Raw genomic sequence first — 22,756 nt, 5'->3', positions numbered from 1 at the left:
GGAACGACCGATCACACCCGTTCGCCTGGACCAAGACCGCCGACCAGATCCTCAAGAAAGCCAACCGTCAGAAGACCTCAGACGCGCGGCACTAGGGGAGCAGACCGAAGTGGCGCAGGATGCGCTCAGCGACCTCGTCCGGCCCAAGCGTGCTCGTGTCTATGACCAACTCGTCCAGATCCGCGGCATCGAGGCGGGCGGCGACCTCATCGCAGCGCTCCAGATGCCACTCCAGCGCCGTTTGCTGGCTTGCGCTGTAGCGGCCTCGCAGTCGTTTCCTGATGATGCCGGCATCGGCGGTGAGACGAACCATGCGAATTCGGCGTTCGACTGCGGCTGCGTAGCGCTCTCGATCAGCGGCGGTCGAGATCACCCCACACATGACCAACTGGCGCGGGCCCACAGACTGATAGCACTTCCAGACTGCGGCGATGTTGTGAGCCTCGACCAGAGCATTGTCCGGATCGGCAGGCGGCCAGGAGCGGTGGAACCAGTCAACGTCCATCAGGCTGAAGGGCGTACCTGCTTTCGCGAGCAGATCCCCGACATGGTCAAGGGTTGATGATTTGCCGGCTCCAAATCCACCGTTCAGGAAGATTGCGTAGTCGTTGTCGTTGATCTTGGCTCCTACGTGCAGGCGGCGGCCAACGAACCGGTTGATGACTGCTACTCGGACTCGCCTTCGAGGGCCAGGCGGTAGCCGCTGGGGGTTTGGAGGAGGAGACGGCGGTATTTCCAGGTGGGGGTGGGTTCGTTGACTTCGAGTTCGTACTGGAGGCCGGCTGCTGTGCAGCGGTCGGCGGCGGCGTCGATGTCGGAGACGGCGATCTGCCAGGTGAGGACGCTGGGTGGGTCGTTGTCGCTGCTCGCCTGCTGGATGCCGAAGTGGATCGTGTCGGTGCCGAAGGCGATGAAGTCCGGGTACTCCTCGCCCTCGTAGATGACCGGCAGGCCGAGTTTCTCGTAGAACTCCCGTTCGGCGGCGAGGTCGGACACGTTCAGTACGGGCGCCAGTCGGGTGAACAGCGGGTCGGCGGACATGGGCTCAGTCTCCACTGAGCAGGCGATAGACGGATACGTGGCTGGGCGAGTCGGCGGTGAACGCGGAGCCGGCCCAGTCGGCGTGGCGGGATTCGAGGGTGAATCCGGCCAGTTGAGCCATCAGGTCGAGTTCGGCCGGCCAGATGTAGCGGTGTGGGGTCCGGAACAGTTCGGCCTGGGTGCTGCCTTCGGCGAAGTGGAAGTGGTGGGATACGACGTGCTGTTTCAGTACGTCGTACGTGTCGAGGAGGATGTAGCGGGACTCGGCCACGCCGACGGTGGCGGGCGTTCCGGGTGGGAGACGGCGAAGTTCGGGGACCCACAGTTCGATCACGAAGTGACCACCAGGGGTGAGGTGGCGGGCGGCGTTGCGGAAGCAGGCGACCTGCTCCTCCTGCGTCAGCAGATTCGCGATCGTGTTGAAGACGAGGTAGACGAGCGTGAACTCACCGGGCACCCGTACGGCGGACATGTCGCCGGCGACGACCGGGATGGTGTCCTCATCGGCCTTGGTCCGGAGCTGCTCGATCATCGCGGTGGACAACTCGATCCCACTCACCGGTACGCCGCGCTCCGCCAGCGGAATGGCGACCCGGCCGGTGCCGATCGCCAACTCCAGCGCCCGCCCATCACCCGCGAGCTCGGCCAGCCGATCCACCGTCGGCCCCAGCACCGAATCGGCGAACATCCCCGTCCCCGGGGTGTCGTACCGCTGCGCTACATCCGCGTTCCACAACTGGTTCTGATGCGATTCCTTCGACCACCGCATCACGTCCTCCCCGCCGTCCTCCGCGACCTTCGTGAAGCCGAGCCGGTCGTACAGGCGCCGAGCGTCCGGGTTGTTCCGCTCGACATGCAGCTCCAGCGGTACGCCGCGAGCCCCCGCCTCGGACTGCAGTTCCGCGATGATCGACGTGCCGATGCCGCGGTTCTGCACCGACGGATGGAGCTGGATCCCGTTCAACTCAACGGCTTCCGGCGTCCGGCTCACCCGCAGCCGGCCCGCGGAACGCCCGTCGACCTCGACCACGCACAAAGCCGACGGCCCCTCGGCCTGCTCGACGGACCACCCGGCGAATCCTGCCCGCCACACAGCCTCGTCGAAATCCGCAGGCAACCGCCCTTGCGCCCGAGTCGCCTCGAGCACCACGTCGGTCAGGAACTCAAAATCTGCCGGTGTGGCCGGCCGAATCCGATACGCCATGGCAAACCAACCTAGGTCCGGCGCTTCCGATCGGCCACCGGATTTCATCCGATTCTGATAGACGTCTGTGAGAAGTGTTGATCGGGCGGGTACGGCGAGCATCAATAGAGGTGTGGAGAGTTACCGCAATCCCGTGCTGGCGGCCTCGCTGCTCGCGCCACCTGCTGTCTGCGCACTGCTGACGCCGTTCCGCGACAGCTTCGACAACGCCAACGCCGCACTGTTGCTGGCTGTGGTGATCGTGGCAGTCGCCGCCTTCGGAATCCGGCTCGCCGGCGTACTGGCCGCGGTGTCGAGCGCGGTGTGGTTCGACTTCTTCCTGACCGTGCCTTACAACACGTTCACCATCGACAGTCGCGACGACGTCGAGACCACGATCCTGCTGGTCCTGATCGGTGTCCTGGTCAGCGAGATCGCGATCTGGGGCCGTCGGCAACAAGCCCGGGCGTCGCGGCACCGCGGCTACCTCGACGGTGTGATCACGACGTCCCAGGCCGTTGCGAGTGGCGGGTCCGCCGACGACTTGATCGACCACGTGCGGGCGGAACTGACCGCCATACTGGGGATCGACGGAGCCAAGTTCGTTGCCGGGGACAAGCAGACCGCGGCGCCACAGCTGAACGCCGACGGGACGGTGACACGCGGCGGACATGTGCTCAAGGTCGAACGTGACGGCCTGCCGACCAACTCCGAGATCGAGCTCTCCGTCCACCACGCCGGCGCGACCCGCGGCCGCTTCCTGCTCACCGCCGCCGCCCGGATCGCCCGCCCCGATCTCGAGCAGCGCCTCGTCGCGGTGGCCCTGGCCGACCAGGTCGGCGCCGCCCTCTCCACCCAGGAACCCCTCCACCCGCACCTCTGATCGGCCTGCGGGAGCACGACGTCCCGGGTGGCCACCGGCAAAGCGTCGTACCTGCCCATACAGGTACGACGCCGAGCCGCGTCTGGCCGATTCGCCCGACTTCCGCCATGATCCGGACGTGAATGATCAGGAGATCACCCTCCGGGTGGGGGAGCTGGAGACAGCAGTCGGACACCCGATGCCATCGATCAACTGGACGAGCAAGCGGGGGGACGTACGTCGCCCTCACCCAGCGAGGGGTCGGCGGTCCGGTGCTGAGCCTCAGACCTGAGGTTGCAGGCGGCGTTTCCGCGGGTTGCATCGCGGAGCGATTGAGTTGTGCAACCGTTTGCCCAGCGGGGATTTCGGTTGGGGAACAGACGAGTGATTCTCAGATGTTGTTAAGGGTGGGACCGTAGTATCTCGCTACGGCCCCGGATGTGGGTCACCAGGAGGATTGACAGACATGCAGAGCAGTAACCCGGTCCTGAACCGGTCGAGTGCGTTCGCGCCTGGCCAAGGCCAGGCCTATCCCGGGGCAGCTCCGTACGGTCAGCCGGGTCCCAACCAGCAGCCGGGCCAGTACGGCGGTCCCGGTATGCCGCCCCAGCAGTACCAAGGCGCGCCGGCCGACAGCCGCCCCATGACGATGGACGACGTGATCGTCCGGACCGCCGCCACCTTGGGTGTCGTCTCGGTCGTCGCCGCGATTTCCTGGAACGTCATCCCGGTCAGCGTGGTCACCCCGGCGTTCCTGGCCGGTGCCCTGGTCGCGTTCGCGCTGGCGATGGTGCTGTCCTTCTCGCGCCGGGTCAACCCGGTGCTGGTGATGCTGTACGCCGCGGCCGAGGGTGTGTTCCTCGGGATCGGCAGCAAGTTCATCGCGAACTGGGTCGGCGACTCCGGCATCATCGTGCAGGCGGTGCTGGCCACGCTCGTGACGGCCGCGCTGACGCTGGCGACGTACAAGTACTTCCAGATCAAGGTCACGCCACGGTTCACCAAGATGGTGATCCTGGCGACGATGGGCTTCGCCGGCGTACTGGTCATCAACCTGATCGCGAGCCTGTTCGGCTTCAACTCCGGGATCGGCGGCTTCGGCGTGATGGGCCTGGTGTTCGCCGCGCTCGGTGCCGGGCTGGCGGTCTTCAACCTGATCCTCGACTTCGACATGATCGAGCAGGGTGTCCGTCATGGCGCCCCGCAGAGCGAGGCCTGGCGGGCCGCGTTCGGCCTGACCGTCACCCTGGTCTGGCTGTACTGGAACCTGCTCCGCATCCTCGCGATCCTGCGCGGCGGCGACTGACCCGACGCTCACCACGACATCCGAAGGGCCGGCCCAGGTGGACCGGCCCTTCGGCCTTTCTCGAGCAGTTCGGGAATCCGGACAGGAAACGTCCGGATGTGGTTCTAGCCTTGGGCCATGACCGAGGAGCAAGTGACCGCCGCCGAGTTCGAGCAGGCCGACTGGCGGGTGGTTGATGGTGGGGCGAGTGCTTGGTACGACGCGCCATCGCTGAGCGTGGGTGCGGCGCTGCTCGCCCGGATCGCGGCCCTGACGGGCGGTGGCGGTCTCCCGGAGGTGGATCTGCGCGCCAGTGGTGTGCGGGTGCGGATCGGCAGGCCGTCGGCGGATCTGACCGGGGCCGACGTGGAGTTGGCCAGTGAGGTTTCGGCGGCGGCTCGCGAGCTGGGGCTGGCGGCGGATCCGGCGGCGTTGCAGATCATGCGCCTGGTGATCGATGCCGCAGACACACCGTCGGTGAAGGCCTTCTGGCAGACCACGCTGGCTTATGAGCCGGTCGGTGCCGACGGTCTCCGGGATCCGCTGCGGCGTGATCCGGCCGTGTCGTTCCGCGGCCTGGATGAGCCGCGGCCGCTGCGCAACCGGATCCACGTCGACGTCGGCCGGGACCCCGCGGCGGTGGATGCGGTCAAGGCCGCTCTTGGTCAGGAGGCGTTCGGCGCCTACGAGCTCACGCTCGCCGACGATGAGGGCAACGAGGCCGACCTGGTCCCCGGTGGTGAGCTCTCGAACGAGACCACTGATTGGCTGGCGAACTTCGGCGGGATGACGTTCTACCCGACCACGTCGGCCGAGCAGGCGGTAAGTCTGGCGACGGCGGTCGCTCGGTTGGCGGACGACGGTGGTGTGCCGGTCCTGGTCGACGTACGCCCGGACGGCGTCACGATCGACAGCGGGAAGGATCAGTGGGAGGACGACGAGGGTGCACCTCGGCCCGCGTTCGTGGATCTGGCCGCTGGGATCCAGAAGGCGGCCGGCGAGTTAGGACTCTCCGCCGATCCCACGCGCTTGCGTTTCGTCCAGCTCGGCTTCGACGCGGTCGACGTACCAGCAGTCCGCGCGTTCTGGACAGCCCTGCTCGGCTACGAGCACGATCCCCGGCCGTTCCTGACCGACATCCTCGACCCGCGCCGGCTCAACCCGGTCCTCTTCTTCCAGCAACTGGACCCAGCCGACAAGCCCCGCCACCACCAGCGCAACCGCCTCCACCTCGAGCTGGCCGTCCCCCAGGACCAAGCCCGATCCCGCGTTGACGTGGCCCTCTCGACCGGAGGCCGCCTCATCTCCCGAACCCCGAACCACTACCGACTAGCAGACCCCGACGGCAACGAGGTGGCCATCGTCTGACCCAGAACACCCCGGGAACGGCGAAGACCCGCCCTTCCACCTGAAAGGGCAGGTCTTGTGAGGTTCTCCTTCGGGTCAGCTCATTCGCCGGTGCGCCCGGACCAGGTCGTACTCGTGAACGATGGCGGTTGCGTGCCCGTGGGCGAGAGCGTACTCGCTGGAGAGCCATCTCACTCGGTCATCGAAGCGCAGGAACGACGGTCCGTCGTTCATCAGCTGGAACCACTCGGTCATCTCACGTCCGGTGCACCTGGGCACCCTCTCCACCAGACGCTGATGCGTCTCCTCGGAGTGGCTCAAGCCCATCTTCGCCTCCCGTCATCGGGGTACCGCGTAGTTATCGACTGTGCACCACGAGGCCACCCGCAGGCAAGACTTCCGCCATGAATGTCCCCGCTCAGCGGACGCACGAAATCGTCCCAGGCCCCTGCCAGGGTTAGCTTCCGACCGGTACGGCGTCAGTCGTCTCGGTGGTGTCCTCGTCGACCCGGTCGACCTCGGCCTTCGGGTGGCGGCGGCGGTGGCGCAAGGAGGCCCAGGGACCCCGCGGGCCGCGCTCCCGCCCGGCGACCTCGGTCGCGGCGACTTCGGTGCCGGCCGTCCGGGCGGCCTGGACGGCGGCCTCCGCGATCGGCAGGATCGCCTCGCCCCGGAACGGCTCCGGATGCACGAACGACTCCGGCCCGACCCCCATCGCGGCTGCGACTGACGGCAGCAGCGCGGCGGACGCGGCGGCGTACCCGGTGGCCGAGGGGTGGAAGTTGTCCCGGCCCCACATCGACGGGTTGGTCCGGAACACCTCGCCGAGCAGAGAGCCCAAAGACACAGTTCGGCCGCCTGCCTCGACCACTGCGATGGTCTGAGCGGCGGCCAGCCGGTGACTCCAGGACCGGGCGACCTGCCGCAGCGGCGGCATGATCGTCCGGACCACACCCAGGTCGGGGCAGGTACCCACCACCACCTCACAGTTCGCGGCCCGCAACCTGCGGACCGCGGCCGAGAGCAGCCGGACCGACGTCGAGGGCGGCATCTTCGCCTTCACGTCGTTCACGCCGATCAGGATGACCGCGACATGCGGCCCGGCCTGCAGGGCGGTGTCCACCTGCCCGGCGAGGTCGGTCGACTTCGCTCCGGTCTTCGACGCGTCGACCAGCCGCACCGGCCGTTTGGCCAGTTCGGAGAGTCCGGAGGCGAGCATCACCCCGGGCGTCTCGTCCGGCGACTCGGTGCCGTACCCGGCAGCACTGGAGTCGCCGAGTATGGCGAAGGTGATCGGACGTCCTGGAAACCAGCCATACAGGCCGTCGCCCGGAGTGGGGTAGTAACGCGTCGGCCCGATCACGCGCTTCGCGTACTCGGCCTCAGCGGTCAGTACGCCGTACAACGTGGCACCGATGAGTCCGAGTCCCCCGCCACCGAAGGCTGCGGCCTGGGCCAGTCGCTTCGCGGCCCGGGCTCTTGTCATACCTCCAGGATTACACGCTGTGACAGACAAGCAAGTGATATACGGCAAAGACGCGCCCAACTTCGTCCGGCCGGATGAGCACTACAGTTAGGACGTGCGCTACGCGAACTCACTCCTGGACCTGGTCGGCAACACCCCACTCGTGAAGCTGGGGAGGACGACCGACGGCGCCAAGCCGCTGGTGCTGGCGAAGGTCGAATACTTCAACCCCGGCGGCTCGGTGAAGGACCGGATCGCGGTCCGGATGATCGAGGCCGCGGAAGCCTCCGGCGAGCTGAAGCCGGGCGGCACGATCGTGGAGCCGACCTCCGGCAACACCGGGGTCGGGCTGGCCATGGTCGCCCAGCAGAAGGGCTACAAGTGCGTCTTCGTCTGCCCGGACAAGGTGAGTGAGGACAAGCGCAACGTACTGAAGGCGTACGGCGCCGAGGTCGTGGTCTGCCCGACCGCGGTGGCGCCGGAGCACCCGGACTCGTACTACAACGTCTCCGACCGCCTGGTCCGCGAGATCGACGGAGCCTGGAAGCCGAACCAGTACGCCAACCAGAACAATCCCCGCTCCCATTACGAGACCACCGGTCCGGAGTTGTGGGAGCAGACCGAGGGAAAGATCACCCACTTCGTCGCGGGCGTCGGCACCGGCGGCACGATCAGCGGCACCGGCAAGTACCTGAAGGAGGTCTCCGGCGGCCGGGTGCAGATCATCGGCGCGGACCCGGAGGGCTCGGTGTACTCCGGTGGCACCGGCCGGCCGTACCTGGTCGAGGGTGTCGGCGAGGACTTCTGGCCGGAGACGTACGACCGGGACATCTGCGACCGGGTGATCGAGGTCTCGGACGCGGACTCGTTCGCGCTGACCCGTCGGCTGGCCCGCGAGGAAGCCATGCTGGTCGGCGGTTCCGCGGGCATGGCCGCGGCGGCCGCGATCCGGCTCGCGCACGAACTCGACGATCCCGAAGCCGTCGTCGTGGTCCTGCTGCCGGACGGCGGCCGCGGCTACCTGACGAAGGTGTTCAACGACGACTGGCTGGCGCAGTACGGGTTCCTCGCGCACACCCGGCAGGGTGTCACGCTCGGTGAGATCCTGGCCCGCAAGGACGGCGGCCTGCCGCCGATGGTGCACACGCACCCGCACGAGACGATCGCCGAGGCGGTCGAGATCCTGCGCGAGTACGGCGTCTCGCAGATGCCGGTGGTCCGGGCGGAGCCACCGGTGATGGCGGCCGAGGTCGCCGGGTCGGTGTCGGAGCGGACGCTGATGGACGCCCTGTACTCCGGCAAGGCCCGGCTGGCCGACATGGTCGAGCTGCACATGGACCCCGCGCTCCCGTCCCTGGGCGCCGGCGAACCGGTCACCCGGGCGGTCCAGCTGCTCGAGGACCGCGACGCTCTGATGGTGCTGGACGACGGCAAACCGGTGGGCGTCCTGACCCGTCAGGACCTCCTGGTCCACCTGTCCGCCGACTGACATCCGCGCGGTGTGACCGCGCGGGCTGACTCCCCAGCGGGGAGACTTATCGGTCCACGACCGAGGGCACGATGGCGAGCAGGACCGTGACCACGATGCCGATCACGATCGCCGCCGCTCCGGCAATCTGAAGAATTTCCATACCTCAAGGATCCTTCAGCGGGGCCGTTCGGACATCGGCCCTCGGACCGGTCTTGCCTTCATCCCAAGGTCGTACGCCAGAGCCTGCCTACTCCTACTTCGGGAGTGCGGGTAAACCCCTAGTGGACCAGGACGAAGTCGGCCGGATCGAGCCGCCGGGTACGGCGCCAGTACGACACCGTGAACTCCGGCCAGATCGTCGAGTTGCGCCCGGCGGCGTCCAGGTACCAACTGCTGCAGCCGGACTGCCAGACCGTCTCACCGAGCTCACCCTGGATCCCGCTGACGAACCGCTCCTGCGCCTCCTCGCGGACCTCGACGTACGACGCTCCGCGGCGGCGGAGCAGGTGCAGGGCCTGCATGACGTAGCGGACCTGGGCCTCGATCATGAACACCATCGAGGAGTGGCCGAGCAGCGTGTTCGGGCCGGCCAGCAGGAACAGGTTCGGGTAGCCGGCGACGGTGATGCCGAGGTGCGCGCCGATCCCGTCGCGCTTCCAGTGGTCGGCCAGGTCGACGCCGTCCTTGCCCAGGATCGGCATCCGGATCAGGTTCGCCGACACGTCGAACCCCGTGCCGAGCACGATCGTGTCGCACGGCCGCTCGATCCCGTCGGCGGTGACCACGCCGGTCGGGGTGACCCGGGTGATCGGGGTGGTGACGAGGTCCACGTTCGACCGGCCGAGGGCCGGGTAGTAGTCGTTGGAGTAGAGGATCCGCTTGCAGCCGATCTGGTACGCCGGGGTCAGCCTGGCCCGCAGGTCCGGATCGGGCACCTGCTTGCGGAGATGCCGCTTGGCCTGGATTTCAAGGCCTTTCATCAACTTCGGGTTGCCCGCGAACCCGGCGCCGCGACCCTCGAGACCCCAGTAGATGGCGTTCCGGATCGCGCGCTGACCAGCCGGGAACCGTTCGTGCAGCCGGCGTTCCCGCGGGCCGATCGCGCGGTCCGGCTTGGACATGACCCACGGTGCGGTCCGCTGGTACACGTCCAGCTGAGCGGCCTCCTCGGCGATCCGCGGGACGAACTGGATCGCGGACGCGCCGGTCCCGATCGCAGCGACGTTCCGGCCGCGCAGGTCGTGCCCGTGATCCCACTGCGCCGAGTGGAACGTCGTACCGGCGAAGGAATCGAGGCCGGGGAGGTCCGGCCGCTCGGGTTCGTGCAGGCTGCCGACGCCGGTCACCAGGGCCTGGGTCTGGATGGTCTCGTCGCCGTTCACGGTCACGGTCCACTGACCGGTGGCTTCGTCGAACGCGGCCTCGGTCACCTCGGCGCCGTACCGGATCTTCGGGGTGATGCCGTACTTGTCCGCGCAGTGCCGGAGGTAGCCGAGGATCTCGTCCCAGGGCGCGAACATGCGGGTCCAGTGCGGATTCTGCTCGAACGAGAACGAGTAGAGGTACGACGGGATGTCGCAGGCGCAGCCGGGATAGGTGTTGTCCCGCCAGGTGCCACCGAGTTCGGCGGCCTTCTCGAGGATGACGAAGTCCTCGCATCCGGCCTGCCGCAGTTTGATCCCCATACACAGCCCGGCGAACCCGGCCCCGATGATCACGACCTCAGTCATACCGACGAAGGTTACCGGCGAGTCATGCGGACCTCCAGCACTCATCAAAGGCCGTCAGCGGGCGCGCTCGAGCGTGGAGCCGGGCCGATCGGTCACGTTGATGAGTGTTTGGCGTCCGCCAACCGGTGCAGGATCTCGCCGGCGTTCGGGATGACCAGGGTGCCGGGGTCGTTCTCGAGGGCGGCCAGGTCGACGCTCGCCGGATCCAGGTAGCCGAGGTTGGCGCCGCGGACGACGTCCTCCGGGATGCCGGTGGCCAGCGTGACCTGGACGCGGAGGTGCTCGCCGGTCGCCGGGTCCCAGGTGCCGGCGCCGCGGAGGTGGGTCGAGTGGGCGAGCACACCCCAGTGCAGGTCGCGGAACTTCTCCCACTGGCCGATGAAGTAGTCGCGGCAGTGGTACCCGATCTCCTCGATCTCCGGGTGCATCGCGGCCAGCCGGGTCACGTGCGGCGCGTACAGGATGACCTCGCCGCCGTCGGCGACGATCGGCTCGACCTTGTAGAAGCCCTTCGCCGCGGTCCAGATGTCGGCGTACTTCGCCGGCATCATCGAGACCACCCGCCGGACCGGCTGGTCCAGGTAGCGGATGTGGGTCTGGGCGGAGATGTCGGCGGCCGCGCGCCACGAGGAGGCGGTGTCGCCGAACGCGATCGCGTGCAGGGAGTCCGTGCCGGACTGCGCGACCACGGACAGTGCGAGCTTCTCGGCCGGGATCAGCGACGCGGCCTCGTCGATCAGCGCCCGCACCGGCGTGATGCCCGGCGTACCGATGATGTTCGCGCTGGTGATCAGGGCGCCGAGCCAGTGCGACAGGTCGATCACTTCCTGGCCGGCCACACCGGGGAAGAAGTACTTGTTGCCGCCGGAGAAGCCGACCACCTCGTGCGGGAACACCGGGCCGACAACCAGCGCGACGTCGTGCTCGACCACGGCCCGGTTGAGTCTGACCGGGACCTCGTCGCGCAGCATCTCGTCGGAGATCTCGCCGACCCGGTCCGCGCTGATCGTGCCGAGATCGACGAATGTGTCCGGTTTCCACCACTCGTGATTCAGTACGCCGTCGTACTCGCCGCCGAGGTGGTCGCGGAGCTGGTCCGGCGTCATCTCCGCATGCGTGCCCAGGGCAACCAAGGTGGTGAGCTTGCTGACCCGGCCGTCGAGCGCCTGGTGGACCGCCTTCATCAGCAACGGGAGCGGGCAGCTCCGGGTGGCGTCCGGGACGATCACGCAGACACTGCGCCCGTCAAGTCCGGCACCGGCCAACGAGTCGCCGACGAAGCTCATCACCTCGTCGTCGGTCAGGACCTGGCCCACTCCACCGAACACCGCCGCTGTGCTCACACCCCGACCTTACCGAGCCCTGACGCCCGGTCCAGCCGTTGACCGCTGGGTGGTGGCGTTGCACGATCGGGGTGGCACCTGGGGGAGCGGGAGCTAAGTGCAAGGGGGATTCAGCATGTCCGACACGATCGAACGGCCGTCGGGGGCGCGACCCGAGGGATTCGGGGGAGTGGTCCTGCGGTCCGGGGACGCGGCGTACGACGACGCCCGGACGGTGTTCAACACGATGATCGACAAGCGGCCGGCGATGATCGCGCAGTGCGAGTCCGCGGCCGACGTCCAGGCGGCGGTCCGGTACGGCGTCGCCCAGGACCTCGAGCTCGCCGTCCGCGGCGGTGGTCACGGCGTGGCCGGGACCGGGGTCACCGAGGGCGGTCTGGTCGTCGACCTGCGCCGGCTGAACGACGTACAGATCGACCCGGAGGCGCGGCTCGCGCGAGTGGGCGGCGGTGCGACGTGGGGTGACTTCGACCGGGCCTGCCGGCCGTACTGGCTGGCGACGACGGGCGGCCGGGTCTCGACGACCGGTGTCGCCGGGCTCACCCTCGGTGGCGGATCGGGATGGCTGGAACGCAAGTTCGGTCTGGCCTGCGACGCGCTGGTGTCGGTCGAGCTGGTCACCGCCGACGGGCGGTTGATCATCGCGGACGAGACGAAGAACACCGAGTTGTTCTGGGCGTTGCACGGCGGCGGTGGGAACTTCGGCGTCGCGACGTCGATGACGTTCAAGCTCCAGCCGTTGCCGGCGGTCACGCTCGGGCTGCTGATGTGGCCCGCGGACGCCGGTCCGACGGTGTTCCGCGCGTACCGGGACCTGATCGAGCAGGGGGCACCGGAGGAGCTTGGTGGCGGAGCGATCTATCTGACCGGGCCGCCCGAGGACTTCGTGCCGCAGCACCTGCAGGGCAAGCTCACCGTGGCGGTGGCCGGGGTCTACGCCGGCGGCGAGCCGGAGCTGCGGGACGCGCTCGCGCCGATGTTCGCGCTGGCACCGGAAGTGCAGATGGTCGCGGAGATGCCGTACGACGTGCTGCAGTCGTCGCTCGACGATCCGCCCGGGTTCCGCAACTACTGGTCGGCCGAGCACCTGTCGTCGCTGCCCGACCCGGCGATCCAGGCGTTGTGCGATCGGGTCGTGGACATGCCGTGCCCGTCGCCGTCGCAGCAGATCTGCGTGCCGTGGGGTGGTGAGGTACTGCGGGCCGCGGACAAGTGGCCGCTGCCGCATCGGCAGGCCGCCTGGGTGGTCCATCCGTTCGGCCTGTGGGCGGATCCGGCCGACGACGAGCGTGGGATCCATTGGGCCCGGGATCTGTGCAACGACCTGAAGGAGTGGTCGACCGGGTACGTGTACCTGAACTTCATCGGTAACGAGGGCCAGAACCGGGTGATCGCCGGATTCGGTGAGGCGAACTACCAGCGGCTGTCCCGGGTGAAGTGCGAGTACGACCCCGAGAACGTCTTCCACCTGAACCAGAACATCGAGCCGGGCTGGCCGGACTAGACCTCCACCGGATCGCGCTGCCGGGACCACTGGAGGTGTACGACGGCGGCGTACGTGATGGCGGCCAGCGGGGCTGCCCACAGCCGGAAGAACGGTAGCTGGCCGGTGACCGCGGTCGCGGTGAAGATCACGCCGAACAGGGTCGCGCCGGTGATCGTGCCGCGCCGCCGGCTCTCGAGCGCCGTACTGGGCAATGGACCCATGTGCCGATCGAGGGCGGTGCAGAGTGCGCTCAGTCCGGCGATCGTGGTGACGACGAAAAGGACCCCGCCGACGATCTCGCCGAGCACGATCGCGACCGCGTTGAAGAACACCAGCACAGCGACGGCGACGGCGACGTCCAACGCTCCGAAGGTCAACTGGTTGCGCCTCCGTCGGCGCAGGTCGACCCCCTCCGCACGCCGGGTCGGCCCTGGCTCGCCGGACAACCGCTTGATCGTCAGCACGAGACCGGTCACCAGGACGACAAGGATCAGTACGCCGACAACCGACAGCACCGTCGATCGAGTCGTCGACATGTACTGGCGTACGTCGCCGCCACCGAAGTCACAGCTGGCCGACGGCGGGAACCATGACGTGTGCACCTCGGTCGTGCTGCCGCCGTGGAGCTTCTTCTCACACGCCTCGCTCGGATCGAACCAGCTCGGCATCGCCGTCGACACCGCGATCGCCCACCCGAGCCCGCACACGAGCCCCAACCCCAACAACAACCCCGCCTGCCGCCTCAGCCACTGCACGCGCCCACCCTCTCATCCGGCCCGCAATGGTTGACGCTCGCCGGAGCGCGTGGGCCGGTGGCTGGAAGGTCTTCCATCGGCACGCGGACGCGCTGGAGACCTAGCTCAACTCGTGCAGTCGCGGAGGTAGTCGGTGGTCGAGCGTGGCGTGATACCCCGGCTGCGCAACGGTTCGTCGTCCCAGGGAGCGTCGTGCAGGTCCTGGAGCAGGCCGACACCCAACGCCGACGCCATCCCGTCGTTGGTGCGGCTGAGGATGCGAACCATCACGCGGACGACGGACCGCGGCATGTGCTGCACCTTCAGGCGCCGGCCGGTGAACTGCTCGGCGATTGCGACTGCTTCGTTCCGGCTGAGCGCCTCCGGTCCGCCGAATTCGATCAGCTCGGGCGGATCGGACTCGACCGCCACGGCCACGACGAGAGCCGCGACGTCGTCTGTGCTCACCCATCGCTGCTTGGCGTCGCCCTTCCCGATGGTCGACACCTTGCCGTTGGCGATGTCGAAGCGGCCCGGTGGTGCCAGATGAATCTCGTGGAAGGCATCCGGCCGCACGATGACGGCCCGCATGCTCGAGGCCTTCAGTCGCTGTTCGACAGCCAGCTTGGCGCGCTCGAGCGGTAGACCGAGGCCCGCCTCGACACCGGCATACGAAACGTAGACAAATCGATCTACACCGGCTGCTTCGGCCGCGTCGACCAGGGCAACCATCCCCACCTCGTCGACTTCGTGCAACGACGGCCCAGGTACGCGCGCCAACAGCCGAGCAATCGCAGTCGCGGTGGCGACAACCGTGCTGACCCCCTCACACGCCTTCTGCAGACTCGCGCTGTCCGTCAGATCCCCCCGAACCACCTTCGCCCCAGCCTCTTCCAGCCGACTCCCGTCCGACTGCGGCCGCACCAGGCACACCACCTCCTGCCCAGCCCCCAGCAACAGCCGGACAACCCGCCCACCCAACTCACCCGTCCCACCCACCACCAGCATCATCAAACCCACCCCCTACCTCGAAGGTGACCCCCAACCCCCACCGACGCAACCCCTCAACCCGGCTCAGGAGGGATCACGGAGGTTGTGGTCGGCAACTAGGTACTGGGTGGACTCGAGGGTGGCGAGGTCGCGTTCGGCGTACAGGCGGTGTTGCCATTCCTCGTTGAGGAGCAACAGGAGGATCTCGCGGATCGAGTAGTTGTCCGGCGGCGGCCAGCCGGGGCCGGGGACGGGGGTGGTGTCGGCGTTCAGGGCGTCCTCGGTGAGGTCGTCGACGTACCGGCGTACGACAGCCATCCGGTCCCGGCGCAACTGCAGGACGTCCTCGAGGGACGGGCGTACGTCGCGATCCCACGGAACACCGGGTGTTTCGCTCATCTCGTCGAACGGCAGATCCAGCGGATGCCACGGCGCGGGGTCGCCCAGGATCACGCGGCAGATCCACGCATCCGTGGCAAACGCGAGGTGCCGCAGCGTCTGGATGAACGACCACTCCCCGTCCACACTCTCGTGCAGCAACTCGGGCGGCAGCTTCCGCGCCCGCTCGTCCGTCCCGTCCCACAGCCGCTCGACCACATCCCACGCCTCCCGGAACCCGGGTACGTCGGTCGGCCGCATCTTCACGCGATCGGGGTACCGCCGGTCCAACTCGGCGGACACAGGGGCCTCAACCTCGACACCGTTGATCACCAGACCCTCGATGTCACCGTCGATCCGCACCTGCCCGAGATCCATCCCACGCATCACCGCACCACGCAGCTTCACCCGCTCGAACCGGGCGCCGCGCAAATCAACATCCCGAACCACCACACCGCGCAAATCAGCCCGCTCGATCGCATCCACGTTTTCCATATTTCAAGCTAAAACACATTCCGGACACCCTTCTTCCGGAACCCCAAGAAAAACAAGCCACTCGCGACCTCTGGTCGCGTCTGATCGGCCGGGTTAGATTGCGAGCAGCGTGGGACCTGGGGGACTGGTCTATCCGCTTCGTGGGGGAGCTATGAGTGTTTTCCGTCATCATTCCTACCGTCGTCGTGGCGCCATCGGCGTTGCCGTTGTGCTCGCTCTGGTCGCCGGGCAGCAGGCACCGGCGAGCGCCGCACCGAACGACGAGCACTACGCCACACAGTTGGTCAAGAAAGTCGACGGCAAGAACGTCAAGAAGCACCTCGACGCGTTGCAGGCGATCGCCAACGCGTCCGGCGGAACCCGTGCGGCCGGGACCGAGGGGTACGACCGCTCGGTTGCGTACGTCGCACTCCAGCTCCGGGCCGCGGGGTACAAGGTCACACTCGATCCGGCCAACTTCGTCGAGAGCTGGACGGAGAACAGCCCGCCGACGCTCGCGGTGACGGGCGGTCAGACGTACGTACCGAACGAGCAGTTCTTCACCTTCCAGCCGTCGCCGTCCGGTGACGTGACGGCGCAGATCCAGGCCGTGGACCTGGTCCTGCCGCCGACACCCACCCCGACATCGACGAGTGGATGCGAGACGTCGGACTTCGCCGGCTTCGTGGCCGGCCGGATCGCGCTGGTCCAGCGCGGCACGTGCCCGTTCATCACCAAGGTGCAGAACGCTCGCGATGCCGGGGCCACGGCGATCATCGTCTTCAACGAGGGCCAGCCGGGCCGCACGGATGCGGGACCGCTCGACCTCGGTGAGTGGCGACTCGGCATCCCGATGGTGTACGCCGACTTCTCCGTCGGCACCGAGCTGGCCGCGAGCCCGGGCGCGGTCGTTCATCTGAAGGTCGATGCGAACCTGCAACTCGGCACCGACTACAACGTGATCGCCGAAACCGAGAAGGGCGATCCGAACAACGTGGTCATGGTCGGCGCTCACCTCGACAGCGTGCCGGAAGGCCCAGGGATCAACGACAACGGCTCGGGTGCGGCTGCGATCCTGGAGACCGCGCTGCAACTCGCGAAGGTCCCCGTGAAGAACAAGGTCCGGTTCGCGTTCTGGGCCGCCGAGGAGCTCGGGCTGCTCGGGTCCGATCAGTACGTCGCGAAGCTGTCCGCGGCGGATCGGGACCGGATCCGGCTGTACCTCAACTTCGACATGATCGCCTCGCCGAACTTCGCCTACAAGCTGTACGACGGCGACGACTCCGACGCGGTCGGCGCGCCGGCCGGGCCGGCCGGCTCGGCCCAGATCGAGAACCGGCTGGAGACGTTCTTCAACAGCCGCGGCCTCGGTCACGTCGGCACCGACTTCGACGGTCGCTCCGACTACGGCCCGTTCATCGCGGCAGGCATCCCCGCCGGCGGCATCTTCACCGGCGCCGAAGGCGAGAAGACACCTGAGGAAGCAACCCTGTTCGGCGGTACGCCGGGAGTCGCGTACGACATCTGCTACCACCAGGCCTGCGACACCCTCGCCAACGTGAACGCCACCGCCCTGGACGTCAACTCCGACGCCATCGCCGACTCCACCGCCCGCTACGCCTTCAACCTGACCACCATCCCCGACTAACCCCCGGCCGCGTCTCCACCCCGCCCCCGATGCGGGGTGGAGACGCACCCCTCAAGGGGTCAGGCCAGTGACTTGGTGAACATCAGGGTGGCTTCGTCGTCCAGTCGTACTGTGTTGCCGGGGGCAACTGGTTGGTTGTCGTACATGAGGCCTCGGCCATCGGGGAGGTAGCCGCGGCGGACGTACATGCGCTGGGCTTGGCCGTAGTCGGCGTACAGACCGACGCCGATCCCGACCATCTCGGATCGTTGGGCCACCAACGCCTCCGCTGCGTCCATCAGCCCGCTGCCGATCCCACGGCGCCGGTACGGCGGCAGCACGTTGAAGTCCTGGATCTCCGGCAACCCGTCGAAGTACGCCGACTCCCACCGCACCGTCAAGTAACCGACGAAATCCTCGTCAACCGTCGCCACCAACACATCCCGCACCCCAGCCGCCTGCTCGGCCAAATACTTCTCGTACTGCTCAACCGGCTTGTCCCACCCGATAGCCGTGAACGCCCCCGAAATAACCACCGGATCCCCGTCCCGCAGAACCCGGATCCCATACCCGCCACTCATGACATCCTCTTCCGCCGGCACGCCTGGGAGCGTAGCCGCCGGAGCACCACCCGGTCGCTGGGTTTTCGTGCACAACCAGCTACCGGGTGGCGGAGACCCGTCAGCGGGTTGCGCGGGCTGCTTGTTCGATGACTTTGGTGATGGGGCTGGGTTTGGAGACCAGGCCTAGATGGCCGGCCTTGATCTTGGTGATCTTGGAGTTGGCTCGGGTGGCCATGGCGAGTTGGGCGTCGGGGGTGATGATGCGGTCGCCGGTGCCGAGGACGTACCAGGACGGGATGGTCAGGTACGCCGGCGTACCTGAAATTGTGCTTCCGGCGCTGAGAGTCAACGGGCGCTGGGACGGGTAGAGGTTCTCGGCCTCGTGGCGTGGGACGCCGGACGCGAACGACGTCAGGAAGGTGTCGCGCTTGAGGTAGAGGTCGACGTCACCGGCGTCCGCGCCCGGGTAGGGGACGAAGTCGAAGACGGTAGCGGGGTCGACGTTCAGTGCGGAGTCCTCGCCGGCCAGCGAGAAGATCGCTTCTCCCGCCGCGGGTGCGAACGCGTCGACGTACACGAGCGCCTTGACGTTCGGGTTGCCGGTCGCCGCGTTCGTGATGACGGCGCCGCCGTACGAGTGACCGACCAGTACGACGGGTCCGGACAACGTGGACAGGAAGCTTCTGATGGTTTCGGCGTCGGTGGTGAGGTTGCGCAACGGGTTCGGTGGCACACGGACGTTGTAGCCGTCGTTCAGGAGACGGCTGGTGACCTTGGACCAGCTGGATCCGTCGGCCCAGGCGCCATGGACCAGCACGATGGTGGGTTTCGGGCCACCGGGATGGGACGCCGCCGCAGGGGTTATCGCGGTCAGCACCAGACCCAGGACGGCCGTGAGCACGGTCAGCACACGGAAGAGAGGTGATCGATTCCTGTTCATCGACAGGTCCTTTCGTCAGTCGACTGTCGCCGGGAGGGCGCGCGAGCATGACGAAGTCAGTTGATGAGTGTCGTGGTGCGGGCGCAGAGCACTACGACTGGAAGAACTCCAGCAGGTCGGCGTTGACCACGTCGGCGTGGGTGGTCGGCATGCCGTGGGGGAGGTCCTTGTACGTCTTCAGGATCCCGTTCTTCAGCAGCTCCGCCGACCGCGGGCCCGATGCGACGTACGGAACGATCTGGTCGTCCTCGCTGTGGACCACCAGCACCGGGATGCCGATCTGCTTCAGGTCCGCGGTGAAGTCGGTCTGGGAGAACGCGACGATGCCGTCGTAGTGCGCCTTGGCCCCGCCCATCATGCCCTGGCGCCACCAGTTCTGGATGACGGCCTCGGATGCCTGCGCGCCGGGCCGGTTGTACCCGTAGAAAGGTCCGGACGGCAGCGCGCGGTAGAACTCCGAGCGGTTCGCCGCCAGCTGGGCCTGCAGGTCGTCGAAGACCTCCTTGGGCAGGCCGTCCGGGTTGGCGCCGGTCTTCACCATCAGCGGCGGTACGGCGCAGAGCAGTGCGGCCTTGGCAGCCCGGGCCTCACCGTGCCGGGCGAGGTAGTGCGTGACTTCGCCGCCGCCGGTCGAGTGGCCGACGTGGAGGCAGTCGTGCAGGTCGAGATGCTCGACGACCGCGGCGAGGTCGTCGGCGTAGTGGTCCATGTCGTGGCCGTCGCTGGTCTGCGTCGACCGGCCGTGACCGCGGCGGTCATGGGCGACGACCCGGTACCCCTGCTGCAGGAAGAACAGCATCTGGTTGTCCCAGTCGTCGGCCGACAGCGGCCAACCGTGACTGAAGACGATCGGCTGACCGCTGCCCCAGTCCTTGTAGAAGATCTCGGTACCGTCGCTGGTCGTGATCATTCCCACTGTCGTGCCCCCTCAAGTGCGTGACGAAGTAGCCCCGGCCTCGAACGGCACACGGGACCAGGAGCCCGGCACCGAATCGTCGTCAGCCCGAAACCCTTTGTCAGCAACGGGTTTGGTGACCTCACCACCCCCACGCCACCCTAGCCCCCGACGGCCGATCTGAGGAGCCCCCAAGTAGCGGACAGGCTCACGGACGAGCCCGAGGAGACCGAGTACATCCCGGAAGCGAACTCTCGACCTCGACGTCGCCTACGAGCTCCCGGCCACGCCGACATCATCCGCGAGACGATCGACGGCCAGAAAGCCATGGGCTGATCCGCTCGTTCAGTGGTCCAGCGTGCGCAGGTCTTTGATGCTTTCGTCGATCAGGCGCGCCGACGGACCGAGCCTTGCGCCTATCCCTTTGGGTCCGGTCCTGGCGTCCACGGGGGATGTCGTGGTCTCGACGCGGGCAGTGGGGGCACTGTCCGCGGGCGGGTCGCCGAACGAGACCGGTGAGAGCAGAACGGTTCCCTCGACGGTCAAGAGCCGCACTCCGAGCAGCCGGGCGACGAGCGAGGTGCGTACGACGGCCCCGCCGGCCAGGGTGCTAGTTCCGGCTGGTCTCATCCAGATAGCTGTCGAGCCCGTCGCTACTGGTTCGGGAAGGCTTGCCGCGTTGACGGCGAGCCTCGTCGAGCCGCTGCGACGCCCGCTGGAGCGCTTCGACCATCTGAACATAGCGTTCACGTCCCGCCTTGGCCCCGAGCACGTACCCCACGCCGAACACCGCCACGCTGCGCAGCTTCATTTCTTGTCCTTCTGCCGCCGCGAGGAGACCACAGCGCTGGCCGCGCTCACCCCGATCGCGGCAGCCGCGGCGGCGACGCTGTTGCGCACAGCACCGCGGCGCATCGCGTTCGTCGTGCCGGTCGCGATCTGCCCGACAATCCGCTCGGTCCGGCTTTTCCTGTGCAACAGTCCCATGATCGTCTCCACTCTTGGCTATCGCCGCTTCGAACTGGTCGAGCGTTTGAGGGCGGTCACCAGTTCGGTCTTGCTCATCGCCGACCTGCCCTTGACCTCCTCGGCCGTGGCCAGGTTCAGCAGGTCCGTCCTGGTCATCTCGTTGAGGTCGGCAGCGCCACGACTCTGTCCACCGTTGCGCTTCCGCTGTGTGGTGGCGCGAGATCGGACCTGTTCGGCCTCGCGGACCCGTTCGTCGGCGTTCTTGGCCTCGCGATCTGCGTCCGCGGCAAGCTGCGCGGCCTGTCGGTGTGCCTCCTCGGCCGCAGCCTTCGTCGCCTCGGTGGCCTCGTCGGCCAGCCGCCTGGCCTCTGTCAGGCTGGCGGTCGCGTCGGCCATCGCCTGCTTGGCCTTCGACTGCGCCGCCTCCGCCTCTTCGCGGGCCTTCGCGACCCGGTCGTCCGCCTCCGCCTTCGCCCGCTGTACCACGCGGTCGGCGTCTGCCTGCGCCGAAGCCCTGGCCCGCTCCACTCGCGCGTCGGCCTCGCGGCGGGCCTCGGCGACCTTGTCGCTGACCTCCTGTGTCTGCTCCCGCTCGACGTCACGCACGTACGCTCGGCACCGTTCGGCGACCTGACGCGCCTCGTCGCTGCGCGCCTTCGCTTCCTCGGCCTCGCGTACCGCGTCGTCCTCGGCCTGCTTGGCCTCGTCGGCCGCGGCCCTGGCTCGCTGGAGCCGCAGCTCGATCGAGTCGCCCACGGGAAGTACATCCATGACAGATGCACCTGCGTGGCGAGCGATGTCCGCCAGGCCGCTTCCAGCCGACTGAGTCGCGCTGCCGGCCGCATCCTTCGTCGCTTCCAACGGCGTCAACGCCTTCGAGAGCAGCCAGGTCGCGTTCTGCGGTAAGTCCTTGACCCCGGTGCCCCAGGCCTTCACCAACTTGCCTGCGGTGCGTGTTCCGGCCATGTCGCTGCCTCCCTGATCCTGAATCACATATCAGGCCCCCAGCCACACCGCAGGTACCCGGCGACCTGCACTACAAACTCATGCAGCGACGCCCGAATTCACTCGATACGGATGATGTCGCCAGGCGTGGCGGCGGCGAGGGTGGTGCGAAGTCCACAGTCAACCCGGAGGGATCCGCCATGGGGACCACACTTCCGGCCTTCACGCCGCTCGAGGACAGTCTGTGGTTGACGCTGTGCTGCCGCGCCCTCGACAACCGCAGACCGATCCCGATCCTCGGCGATGCCATGGCCGACCAGATCGTCCGTACGTCCGGCTACGACTACGAGCGGCTCAAGATCGACACCAACCTGCTCCTGAACGCGACCATCCGGGCGAAGAAGCTGGACGAGGTGGCGTCGAGGTTCCTCGACCGTCACCCGGATGCCGTCGGACTCGACCTGGGCGCCGGCCTCGACACCCGCCGGGAACGGCTCGCCCCGCCGGACACCGTCGAGTGGTACGACGTCGATTTCCCCGAGGTCGTCACCGCACGCCGGGAGTTGATTCCGGAGCGTCCGCACTCCCACAACATCGCCGCCGACGTGACCGGCAAGGGCTGGCTGGACGCCGTACCCTCCGACAAGCCGGCGATCATCGTGGCCGACGGTCTGTTCGGGTTCCTCAGCCAGGACCAGGTGACAGCATTGCTGGACCGGCTGGTCGAGCACTTCCCGAGCGGCAACCTGGTCTTCAACAGCTACACCAAGTTCGCCGTCTGGGCGGCCCGGCACTCGCGCGGCACCAAGACGGTCGCGGACCTGATCAAATTCCCCGGCGTCGACGACCCGCGCGACTTCGAACGCTGGAACCCGAAGCTGCAACTGATCAAGGAGATCCTGATCAGCCGCGAACCCGAGATCGCCCAGTTCCCGTCCGTCCTCCGCCTCTACTACCGAGCCCAAGCCCGCAGTACGGCGTGGTCCCGGAAGGGAACCATCGTCCTGCACTACCGCTTCTGAACAAGC

The 22,756-nt window shown here is 67.7% G+C and carries 24 protein-coding genes; 7 read left to right on the top strand and 17 right to left on the bottom strand.

Going from position 1 to position 22,756, the window contains the following annotated elements; genetic code table 11:
- Positions 1 to 91: 91 nt before the first annotated feature.
- The 3 genes from ACIBG5_RS37395 to ACIBG5_RS37385 all read right to left on the bottom strand — a co-directional run bounded on the left by ACIBG5_RS37395 (position 92) and on the right by ACIBG5_RS37385 (position 2,245).
- Positions 92 to 505, bottom strand: a complete 414-nt coding sequence (locus ACIBG5_RS37395) for a hypothetical protein (protein ID WP_396396481.1) — start codon at positions 503 to 505, stop codon at positions 92 to 94.
- Positions 506 to 666: 161 nt separating this feature from the next.
- The gene (locus ACIBG5_RS37390; protein ID WP_396396480.1) at positions 667 to 1,041 is read right to left on the bottom strand and encodes a VOC family protein; all 375 of its coding nucleotides are present in this window, start codon (positions 1,039 to 1,041) and stop codon (positions 667 to 669) included.
- A gap of 4 nt (positions 1,042 to 1,045) precedes the next feature.
- Positions 1,046 to 2,245, bottom strand: coding sequence for a GNAT family N-acetyltransferase (locus ACIBG5_RS37385; RefSeq protein WP_396396479.1), 1,200 nt, complete (start codon positions 2,243 to 2,245; stop codon positions 1,046 to 1,048).
- 112 nt (positions 2,246 to 2,357) lie between these two features.
- Here ACIBG5_RS37385 and ACIBG5_RS37380 point away from each other — a divergent pair, with 112 nt between their 5' ends.
- The 3 genes from ACIBG5_RS37380 (at position 2,358) to ACIBG5_RS37370 (ending at position 5,739) form a co-directional block, all read left to right on the top strand.
- Positions 2,358 to 3,107 carry a DUF4118 domain-containing protein gene (locus tag ACIBG5_RS37380; RefSeq protein WP_396396478.1) on the top strand — a complete coding sequence of 250 codons (750 nt, stop codon included), beginning with the start codon at positions 2,358 to 2,360 and terminating at the stop codon, positions 3,105 to 3,107.
- 445 nt (positions 3,108 to 3,552) lie between these two features.
- Positions 3,553 to 4,392 carry a Bax inhibitor-1/YccA family protein gene (locus ACIBG5_RS37375; protein ID WP_396396476.1) on the top strand — a complete coding sequence of 280 codons (840 nt, stop codon included), beginning with the start codon at positions 3,553 to 3,555 and terminating at the stop codon, positions 4,390 to 4,392.
- Positions 4,393 to 4,509: 117 nt separating this feature from the next.
- Positions 4,510 to 5,739: a VOC family protein gene (locus ACIBG5_RS37370; RefSeq protein ID WP_396396475.1), complete on the top strand. Its 1,230-nt coding sequence runs from the start codon at positions 4,510 to 4,512 to the stop codon at positions 5,737 to 5,739.
- Positions 5,740 to 5,814: 75 nt separating this feature from the next.
- Here ACIBG5_RS37370 and ACIBG5_RS37365 read toward each other — a convergent pair whose 3' ends face one another.
- Together ACIBG5_RS37365 and ACIBG5_RS37360 are read right to left on the bottom strand one after the other, a co-directional pair.
- Entirely contained in the window at positions 5,815 to 6,045 is a 231-nt protein-coding gene (locus ACIBG5_RS37365) for a DUF4287 domain-containing protein (protein WP_131363087.1), read from the bottom strand.
- A gap of 130 nt (positions 6,046 to 6,175) precedes the next feature.
- Positions 6,176 to 7,204 carry an SGNH/GDSL hydrolase family protein gene (locus ACIBG5_RS37360; protein WP_360441911.1) on the bottom strand — a complete coding sequence of 343 codons (1,029 nt, stop codon included), beginning with the start codon at positions 7,202 to 7,204 and terminating at the stop codon, positions 6,176 to 6,178.
- Positions 7,205 to 7,298: 94 nt separating this feature from the next.
- Here ACIBG5_RS37360 and ACIBG5_RS37355 point away from each other — a divergent pair, with 94 nt between their 5' ends.
- A complete protein-coding gene (locus ACIBG5_RS37355) occupies positions 7,299 to 8,672 on the top strand; it encodes a cystathionine beta-synthase (protein WP_396396473.1) in 1,374 nt (457 codons plus the stop codon).
- Between the two features lie 260 nt (positions 8,673 to 8,932).
- Here the strand turns inward: ACIBG5_RS37355 and ACIBG5_RS37350 are convergent, their stop codons facing one another.
- Positions 8,933 to 10,384 carry a flavin-containing monooxygenase gene (locus tag ACIBG5_RS37350; protein WP_396396471.1) on the bottom strand — a complete coding sequence of 484 codons (1,452 nt, stop codon included), beginning with the start codon at positions 10,382 to 10,384 and terminating at the stop codon, positions 8,933 to 8,935.
- 92 nt (positions 10,385 to 10,476) lie between these two features.
- Positions 10,477 to 11,727: a lactate racemase domain-containing protein gene (locus ACIBG5_RS37345; protein WP_396396470.1), complete on the bottom strand. Its 1,251-nt coding sequence runs from the start codon at positions 11,725 to 11,727 to the stop codon at positions 10,477 to 10,479.
- Positions 11,728 to 11,842: 115 nt separating this feature from the next.
- Between ACIBG5_RS37345 and ACIBG5_RS37340 the strand changes: the two genes are divergently transcribed.
- Positions 11,843 to 13,231 (top strand): FAD-binding oxidoreductase, encoded by a 1,389-nt coding sequence (locus tag ACIBG5_RS37340; RefSeq protein WP_396396468.1) that lies wholly within the window; start codon positions 11,843 to 11,845, stop codon positions 13,229 to 13,231.
- On the opposite strand, the gene ACIBG5_RS37335 is transcribed toward ACIBG5_RS37340, so the two are convergent.
- The 3 genes from ACIBG5_RS37335 to ACIBG5_RS37325 all read right to left on the bottom strand — a co-directional run bounded on the left by ACIBG5_RS37335 (position 13,228) and on the right by ACIBG5_RS37325 (position 15,810).
- A complete protein-coding gene (locus ACIBG5_RS37335) occupies positions 13,228 to 13,968 on the bottom strand; it encodes a hypothetical protein (protein ID WP_396396466.1) in 741 nt (246 codons plus the stop codon). The genes ACIBG5_RS37340 and ACIBG5_RS37335 overlap by 4 nt on opposite strands.
- A 105-nt stretch (positions 13,969 to 14,073) precedes the next feature.
- Positions 14,074 to 14,958 carry an SDR family oxidoreductase gene (locus ACIBG5_RS37330; RefSeq protein WP_396396464.1) on the bottom strand — a complete coding sequence of 295 codons (885 nt, stop codon included), beginning with the start codon at positions 14,956 to 14,958 and terminating at the stop codon, positions 14,074 to 14,076.
- 63 nt (positions 14,959 to 15,021) lie between these two features.
- Positions 15,022 to 15,810 carry a DinB family protein gene (locus ACIBG5_RS37325; protein WP_396396462.1) on the bottom strand — a complete coding sequence of 263 codons (789 nt, stop codon included), beginning with the start codon at positions 15,808 to 15,810 and terminating at the stop codon, positions 15,022 to 15,024.
- A gap of 151 nt (positions 15,811 to 15,961) precedes the next feature.
- Between ACIBG5_RS37325 and ACIBG5_RS37320 the strand changes: the two genes are divergently transcribed.
- Positions 15,962 to 17,437, top strand: a complete 1,476-nt coding sequence (locus tag ACIBG5_RS37320; RefSeq protein WP_396396461.1) for a M28 family peptidase — start codon at positions 15,962 to 15,964, stop codon at positions 17,435 to 17,437.
- Positions 17,438 to 17,496: 59 nt separating this feature from the next.
- Here ACIBG5_RS37320 and ACIBG5_RS37315 read toward each other — a convergent pair whose 3' ends face one another.
- The 7 genes from ACIBG5_RS37315 to ACIBG5_RS37285 form a co-directional block, all read right to left on the bottom strand.
- Complete coding sequence (locus tag ACIBG5_RS37315; RefSeq protein WP_396396459.1) at positions 17,497 to 17,997, bottom strand: GNAT family N-acetyltransferase; 501 nt, start codon at positions 17,995 to 17,997, stop codon at positions 17,497 to 17,499.
- Between the two features lie 100 nt (positions 17,998 to 18,097).
- Positions 18,098 to 18,919, bottom strand: coding sequence for an alpha/beta fold hydrolase (locus tag ACIBG5_RS37310; protein WP_396396458.1), 822 nt, complete (start codon positions 18,917 to 18,919; stop codon positions 18,098 to 18,100).
- Between the two features lie 91 nt (positions 18,920 to 19,010).
- Positions 19,011 to 19,835, bottom strand: a complete 825-nt coding sequence (locus ACIBG5_RS37305) for an alpha/beta fold hydrolase (protein WP_396396456.1) — start codon at positions 19,833 to 19,835, stop codon at positions 19,011 to 19,013.
- 324 nt (positions 19,836 to 20,159) lie between these two features.
- Positions 20,160 to 20,444, bottom strand: coding sequence for a hypothetical protein (locus tag ACIBG5_RS37300; RefSeq protein WP_396396455.1), 285 nt, complete (start codon positions 20,442 to 20,444; stop codon positions 20,160 to 20,162).
- On the bottom strand, positions 20,425 to 20,625 hold the full coding sequence (locus ACIBG5_RS37295) for a hypothetical protein (protein WP_396396453.1): 201 nt from the start codon (positions 20,623 to 20,625) through the stop codon (positions 20,425 to 20,427). The genes ACIBG5_RS37300 and ACIBG5_RS37295 overlap by 20 nt, the downstream gene beginning before the upstream one ends.
- The gene (locus ACIBG5_RS37290) at positions 20,622 to 20,801 is read right to left on the bottom strand and encodes a hypothetical protein (RefSeq protein ID WP_360441864.1); all 180 of its coding nucleotides are present in this window, start codon (positions 20,799 to 20,801) and stop codon (positions 20,622 to 20,624) included. The genes ACIBG5_RS37295 and ACIBG5_RS37290 overlap by 4 nt, the downstream gene beginning before the upstream one ends.
- A gap of 18 nt (positions 20,802 to 20,819) precedes the next feature.
- Positions 20,820 to 21,749 (bottom strand): hypothetical protein, encoded by a 930-nt coding sequence (locus ACIBG5_RS37285; RefSeq protein ID WP_396396451.1) that lies wholly within the window; start codon positions 21,747 to 21,749, stop codon positions 20,820 to 20,822.
- A gap of 179 nt (positions 21,750 to 21,928) precedes the next feature.
- On the opposite strand from ACIBG5_RS37285, the gene ACIBG5_RS37280 reads away from it, so the two are divergent.
- Complete coding sequence (locus ACIBG5_RS37280; RefSeq protein WP_396396449.1) at positions 21,929 to 22,750, top strand: class I SAM-dependent methyltransferase; 822 nt, start codon at positions 21,929 to 21,931, stop codon at positions 22,748 to 22,750.
- Positions 22,751 to 22,756: the final 6 nt, after the last annotated feature.

The sequence above is a fragment of the Kribbella sp. NPDC050241 genome (assembly GCF_044459685.1).
Taxonomy (GTDB): Bacteria; Actinomycetota; Actinomycetes; order Propionibacteriales; family Kribbellaceae; genus Kribbella.
This window is presented reverse-complemented; position numbering and strand designations above follow the sequence as displayed.